Source organism: Cupriavidus sp. 86D6 (assembly GCF_057815095.1).
Genome location: NZ_JBYPSB010000027.1, coordinates 21670 through 27971, shown reverse-complemented (window position 1 = coordinate 27971; position 6302 = coordinate 21670). Strand labels below are relative to the sequence as shown.

Below are 6302 nucleotides of genomic sequence, written 5' to 3'. Positions count from 1 at the left end.
CGCGACGGTTTGCTCCCCTCTCCCGCGCGCGGGAGAGGGGCGGGGGAGAGGGCAGGCGCATGGAGTGCTAACCCGGCTCGGCAAGTGCGACGCGCTTGCCCTCTCCCCCAACCCCTCTCCCGCAGGCGGGAGAGGGGAGCCGCGCCCACAGGTGCAAGCAAGGGGCTGCAATCTGCAAGCGCCCTGAAAGCAAAGCAAATCCGTCACCGCTGCGCTGCAGTGACGGTTTGCTTCCCCGAAGATTCGCTGCCGCGACGGTTCGCGCCCTGAAGATACGCTGACGCGACGGTTTGCTCCCCTCTCCCGCGCGCGGGAGAGGGGCGGGGGAGAGGGCAGGCGCATGGGGTGCTAACCCGGCTGGGCAAGTGCGGACACGCTGGCCCTCTCCACCAACCCCTCTCCCGCCATGCGGGAGAGGGGAGCGGCGCCCTCCGGTGCAAGCAAGGGGGCCGCAATCTTCAAGCGCGCTGAACGAAAAGCAAATCCCTCACCCCTGCGCCGCAGCGCCGCCGTTCTCCTCCGCTTGCGGCAGCGTGAGCATCCCGCTGTTGAACGAATAGCCATACACCTCGCCGTAGCGGCCCCAGTCGATGGCGATCTTGAGCACGCGCTCGGCTTCCTCGGGCTTCAGGTAGGCCTCCATCGCAGGCAGGATCGCTTCTTCGCCGACTTCGCCGTTCTCGCTTTGCTCCAGTTCGCGCCGGATGTGCGCGGCCAGCGCCACGTGGGCCAGCAACTGCTGGCCGAACAGCACCTTGCGTTCCGGCGGCTCGGTTTCGTAGTAGCTGCGGCCCAGCGCCGTGGCCGTGATGTCGCCGCGCTCGATGCTGGCCAGACCCAGCAGCTGCATGGCTTCGCAGGCGGGCAGCAGGTCGTCGTCGGTCAGGCCGGCCTCTTCGGCCAGGTGCGGCAGGTCGGCGCGGCCGAAGAACGGTGACTCATGCAGCAGGTCGAGCACGGCTTCCATCTGGCTGATATCGGCGTCCGGCAGGCGGTAGCCGATCTGCGCGGCGGCCGGGGCCGGCACGCGTGGCCCCAGTGCGGCGGGCGACGTCATCAGCATGTAGACCTCGTCGATCAGCGCGCGCACACGGGCGTCGTCGCGGTTGCGCGGACGCGGGAACGGCACCGGCACCTCGGCGCGCACGCGGCCCGGATCGCTGGACAGGATCACGATGCGGTCGGCCATCATCACCGCTTCCTCGATGTTGTGCGACACGATGAGGATGCTCTTGATATTGGTGCGGCCCGATTCCCAGAGGTCGAGCATCTCGTCGCGCAGCGTCTCGCCAGTCAGTACATCGAGTGCGGAGAACGCCTCGTCCATCAGCAGCAGGTCGGGCTCGGTCACCAGCGCACGGGCGATCCCCACGCGCTGCCGCATGCCGCCCGACAGCTCGCGCGGCAGCGCGCTGTTGAAGCCGGACAGCCCGATCATGTCGATGGCCGCCTCGGCGCGGCGCGTGCGCTCGGCGCGAGCCACACCCTGTGCCTCCAGCCCCAGCTCCACGTTCTGCTGCACCGTCAGCCACGGAAACAGCGCGAATGACTGGAACACCATCGCAATGCCTTCGGCCGTGCCGGCCAGCCGCTGGCCACGAAAATGCACCTCGCCGCGATCGGCGCCGACCAGGCCGGCCATGATGCGCAGCAGCGTGGACTTGCCCGAACCCGACTTGCCAAGCATGGCCACGATCTCGCCTTGGCGCAGGGTCAGGTTCACGCCTTCGAGCACGGCGCGGTCGGTGTGGTCGGCGGTGCGGAACATCTTGCCCACGCCGCGCAGGTCGATCACCGGATCGGCGTTGCCTTGCAGTGCCATCGTAAATTCCTTAGTTCCGGTCGTTGATGCCGGCTGTCAGAGCCGGGTGCGCGCCTGCGCGAGGTCGTAGAGCCGGTTCCACAGCAGCCGGTTGAAGCCCACCACGAACAGCGCCATCACGCCGATGCCCAGTGCAATGCGCGGGAAGTCGCCGCGCGCGGTCATTTCGGCGATGTAGCTGCCCAGGCCCGTGGCGACCAGCGTGCGGTCGCCCCACGTCACGTATTCGGACACGATGCTCGCGTTCCACGACCCGCCCGCCGCCGTCACCAGCCCGGTCAGCAGGCTCGGGAACACGGCCGGCACCAGAAAGCGCCGCCACATCAGCCAGCCCTTGAGTCCGAAGTTGCGCGCGGCCAGCCGCAGTTCGGTGGGAATGCCCGATGCGCCCGCCACCACATTGAACAGGATGTACCACTGCGTGCCGAAGATCATCAGTGGGCTGAGCCAGATCTCGGGGTTCAGGCCGAATCGGGCGATGGCCATCACGGCCAGCGGGAACATCAGGTTGGCCGGAAAGGCCGCCAGGAACTGGGCGATCGGCTGAGCAATCCGCGCCAGCGACGGATTCAGCCCGATGCGGATGCCTACCGGCACCCAGACCAGAGCGGCCAGCGCAATCAGCACGATCACGCGCACCATCGTCAGCGTGCCCAGCCACAACACATGCGCGGCCTCGGCCCAGCCCACTTCGCTGTGGACAAAGTGGAACACGCGATACAGCGCGGCCAGGGCGACGGCGATGATGATGGCGTCGCGCAGGCGGTCCAGCCAGGGCGCCCAGCGCACCGGCGCGGCGGGCAGTGCCACCACATTGCGATGGCGCGCGCTCCAGGCCAGCGTGCGGCCAGCCAGCGCGGCGGTGCGCTTGAGCACCGCATGCACCCAGGCCGAGCGGCGCAGCAGGTCGAGCAGCCAGGACTGCGGCACGGTGTCCTGCGCCAGCGTCTCGAAGCGGAAACGGTCGGCCCAGGCCACCAGCGGGCGGAACAGGAACTGGTCATAGAGCACGATCCCCACCAGCATCGCCAGGATGGCCCAGCCGATGGCGGCCAGGTCCTGTTGCTGGATGGCCAGCGCGATATACGAGCCGATGCCGGGCAGGCGGATATCGTGGCCCGACACGGCAATGGCCTCGGACGCCACCACGAAGAACCAGCCGCCCGACATCGACATCATCATGTTCCACAGCAGGCCCGGCATGGCGTAGGGCACTTCGAGCCGCCAGAACCGCTGCCACGGCGACAGCCGGAACATGGCCGCCGCTTCGAGCAGGTCGCCCGGAATCGTGCGGAACGACTGGTAAAGGCTGAACGCCATGTTCCAGGCCTGCGAGGTAAAGATCGCGAAGATGGCCGCGCATTCCACACCGGCCAGGTTGCCGGGGAACAGCGCGATAAAGCCGGTCACGGTGATCGACAGGAAGCCGAGGACGGGAATCGACTGGAGGATATCAAGCGCCGGCACCATCACTTTTTCGGCGGTCCGACTACGCGAGGCCAGCGCGGCAAACGCGAACGAGAACACCAGTGATGCGCCCAGCGCGGCCAGCATGCGGATGCTGGTGCGCATCAGGTAGTAAGGCAGCCATGCGACGTCCAGATGGATGGCCAGCGACTCGCCCGGCTGGTACGGCACGTCCATCTGGCGTGCGGCATAGGCCACGATGACGATGGCGGCCAGGATGATCGGCAGCAGCGCGAGGTCGAAGCGGTTTGGCGGGGCGGTCAACAGGGGGCCGACGTAGCCGGGCGCCTGATTGTCTTGCGTTGGTGGCATGGGCACGGCCTCGGTGGTGTGTCATGCGCCATGCCCTCTCCCCGGGACCCTTTCCCGCATGGCGGGACGGGGCTGGGGGAGCGGGCGAAGGCATCGTATGCTGACGTCCTAACGCCCAACCGGGCTAGGTAGTTTACCTAGGGGATGAAACGAATCATGACAGGATCGACGGAAACCTGGCAGATGGTTGCCCATGGCCGCGTGCAGGGCGTGGGCTATCGCGGCCACTGCGCGGACCGGGCAAGGGCGCTGGGGCTGGGCGGATGGGTGCGCAATCGCATGGACGGCACGGTGGAAGTCATCGCCACCGGCTCGCGGGAGCATCTGGAAGCATTGCGGGTGTGGATGGAGCAGGGCCCGCCGGCCGCGCAGGTGTCACGTGTGGACGTGAAGGCGGCCCCGCCCGAAACCTTCGATGGCTTCGAATGGCGCCCGACCGCTTAGGTTTTCTGCCAGTCGATGCCGGGCCGGCCGTGGCGTTCCAGCCAGTCGTTGGCCTGCTTGAAGTGCCCGCAACCCAGGAACCCGCGATGCGCCGATAGCGGCGACGGGTGTGGCGCTTCCAGCACGCAATGGGTCTGGCCTTCCAGCAGCGCGCGTTTGGCCTGGGCATGGCTGCCCCACAGCATGAAGACGAGGTTGGGCCGCGACATGGCCAGCGCGTGGATCACGCAGTCGGTCACGGCTTCCCAGCCGCGCCTGGCGTGGCTGGCGGCGTTGGCCTGCTCCACGGTCAGCACCGTGTTGAGCAACAGCACACCCTGGCGTGCCCAGCCTTCGAGATTGCCCGAGGCGCGCACCGGCTCGCCGCCATACTCGGCGGCAATTTCCTTGAAGATATTGCGCAGGCTCGGCGGCACCTTGATGCCATCGGGCACCGAGAACGCCAGCCCGTGCGCCTGCGGAATCTCAACGCCGCCGACCATGCCGGTGCCGTGATACGGGTCCTGGCCCAGGATGACGACCTGCACCGCGTCGGGCGGCGTCAGGTGCAGCGCGTGGAAGACGGCGTGCGGAAAGACCGGCTTGCCGGCGGCACGCTCGCCATCGACGAAATCGCACAGCGATGCCCAGTCGGCATTGCCCAGGCACGGCGCCAGCAGCTTGCGCCACGCGGCGGGCAGGGCATCGACCTGATCCTGCAGGCAGTCGACGGTCGGGGCGGATTTTGAAGGTTCGGTGACGAAGAGGTCAGCTTGCATCGGACGCGTCGGTAAGTCGGTAGCCGCGAGCGGCCTTGCTGAGATCGATGGGGACCAACGGTGCCACGTGGCCCAGGCGCTGGCTGAAGGCGCGCAGCACGGTTTCGGCGTGCGCTTCGTCCTTGTCAGACGGCGCGCCTTTCTTTGGCAGCCATTCGAGTTCCAGTTCCTGGATGGGCTCGGTCCGGGTGGTGCCGGGGGCGCTGATGGTGCCGGTGTCGATGGCGGCCTCGATCCGCTCGCCATCCTGCTCGACGATCCAGGTGCGGCGCACGAAATCGGTACGGAAGACCGGCTTCAGCCGGTCGGCCAGCGGCGCCACCACGGCGCGTGCCTGGGCGTCGAAGCGGTCCAGTTCGATGGCTTCGCCGTCAATCTCGGTTTCCCACTCGTGGCGCGCGGCCAGGCCGCCGCCGCTCTTGCCCGCGGTCTTCAGCGTCTGCAGCCACTGGCTGTCTTTCCGGCGCAGCCGCAGCGCGGCACGCGCACGGGCAAGCTCGCGCGTGGGCGTGTCGAGATAGACGTTCAGCATCGTGACTTCGCCGCGCGCCTCGCCGTGGGCGTCCAGCCACGCCGCCACGGCCGCCAGCGCGGCATCGGGCAGGGCCAGCTTCAGTTCGATCTCTTTTGCCATCGCCGTGCTCCGTCGTGGGTCGGTCAGTCGTGGATCGGTCGCGGACGAATCGTCGATCAGCCAAACAGCCGCGCCAGTTCCACTCCCGGTTCGGGCGCGCGCATGAACGCTTCGCCCACCAGGAACGCATGGACATTGGCGTCACGCATGCGCTGGACGTCGGCCGGGCCCAGGATGCCCGATTCGGTCACCACCAGGCGGTTGTCCGGCATGTGCGGCAGCAAGCCCAGCGTGTTGTCCAGCGATACCTCGAACGTGCGCAGGTTGCGGTTGTTCACGCCCACCAGCGGGGTCTGGAGCTTTAGCGCGGCGTCGAGTTCGTCGTTGCCATGCACCTCCACCAGCACGTCCATGCCCAGTTCGAGCGCGCAGGCTTCCAGCTCGGCCATCAGGCCGGGGTCCAGCGCGGCCACGATCAGCAAGATGCAGTCGGCGCCCCAGGTGCGCGCTTCGTAGACCTGATACAGGTCCATCATGAAATCCTTGCGCAGAACCGGCAGGTCGCAGGCGGCGCGGGCGCGCTTCAGGTAATCGGCGTGGCCCTGGAAGAAGTTCACGTCGGTCAGCACGGACAGGCAGGCTGCGCCATGCGTGGCGTAGCTCTCGGCAATGGCTTCGGGCACGAAGTTTTCGCGCAGCACGCCCTTGGACGGCGACGCCTTCTTGACCTCCGCAATCACCGCGGCGTGGCCGGCGGCAATCTTCTCGCGCAGCGCGCGTGCGAAGCCGCGCGGCGCCAGGCCGGGCTCGCCGCGCAGGCTCTCGGCTTCGGCGCGCAGGCTTGGCAGGTCGCGCTTCTTGCGCGCCGCGTTGACTTCGTCGGCCTTGACGGCCAGGATCTTTTCGAGAATATCGGACATGGCGA

6 protein-coding genes are annotated in these 6302 nt (G+C 67.9%); 1 reads left to right on the top strand and 5 read right to left on the bottom strand.

Features of this window, described 5'->3' with window-relative positions; translation table 11 throughout:
• Window positions 1-487: 487 nt before the first annotated feature.
• Complete coding sequence (locus tag AC3G88_RS28910; RefSeq protein ID WP_488894452.1) at window positions 488-1822, bottom strand: ABC transporter ATP-binding protein; 1335 nt, start codon at window positions 1820-1822, stop codon at window positions 488-490.
• 36 nt (window positions 1823-1858) lie between these two features.
• Window positions 1859-3601 (bottom strand): ABC transporter permease, encoded by a 1743-nt coding sequence (locus AC3G88_RS28905; RefSeq protein WP_488894451.1) that lies wholly within the window; start codon window positions 3599-3601, stop codon window positions 1859-1861.
• Window positions 3602-3757: 156 nt separating this feature from the next.
• Between AC3G88_RS28905 and AC3G88_RS28900 the strand changes: the two genes are divergently transcribed.
• Window positions 3758-4045: an acylphosphatase gene (locus tag AC3G88_RS28900; RefSeq protein WP_488894450.1), complete on the top strand. Its 288-nt coding sequence runs from the start codon at window positions 3758-3760 to the stop codon at window positions 4043-4045.
• Here AC3G88_RS28900 and AC3G88_RS28895 read toward each other — a convergent pair.
• Genes AC3G88_RS28895 through trpC form a run of 3 tightly spaced genes read right to left on the bottom strand, consistent with a single transcriptional unit; the run spans window position 4042 to window position 6297 of the window.
• Window positions 4042-4803, bottom strand: coding sequence for a uracil-DNA glycosylase (locus AC3G88_RS28895; RefSeq protein WP_488894449.1), 762 nt, complete (start codon window positions 4801-4803; stop codon window positions 4042-4044). The genes AC3G88_RS28900 and AC3G88_RS28895 overlap by 4 nt on opposite strands.
• Window positions 4793-5437 carry a CYTH domain-containing protein gene (locus tag AC3G88_RS28890; RefSeq protein WP_488894448.1) on the bottom strand — a complete coding sequence of 215 codons (645 nt, stop codon included), beginning with the start codon at window positions 5435-5437 and terminating at the stop codon, window positions 4793-4795. The genes AC3G88_RS28895 and AC3G88_RS28890 overlap by 11 nt, the downstream gene beginning before the upstream one ends.
• Window positions 5438-5493: 56 nt before the next feature.
• A complete protein-coding gene (gene trpC / locus AC3G88_RS28885; RefSeq protein ID WP_488894447.1) occupies window positions 5494-6297 on the bottom strand; it encodes an indole-3-glycerol phosphate synthase TrpC in 804 nt (267 codons plus the stop codon).
• Between the last annotated feature and the right edge of the window lie 5 nt (window positions 6298-6302).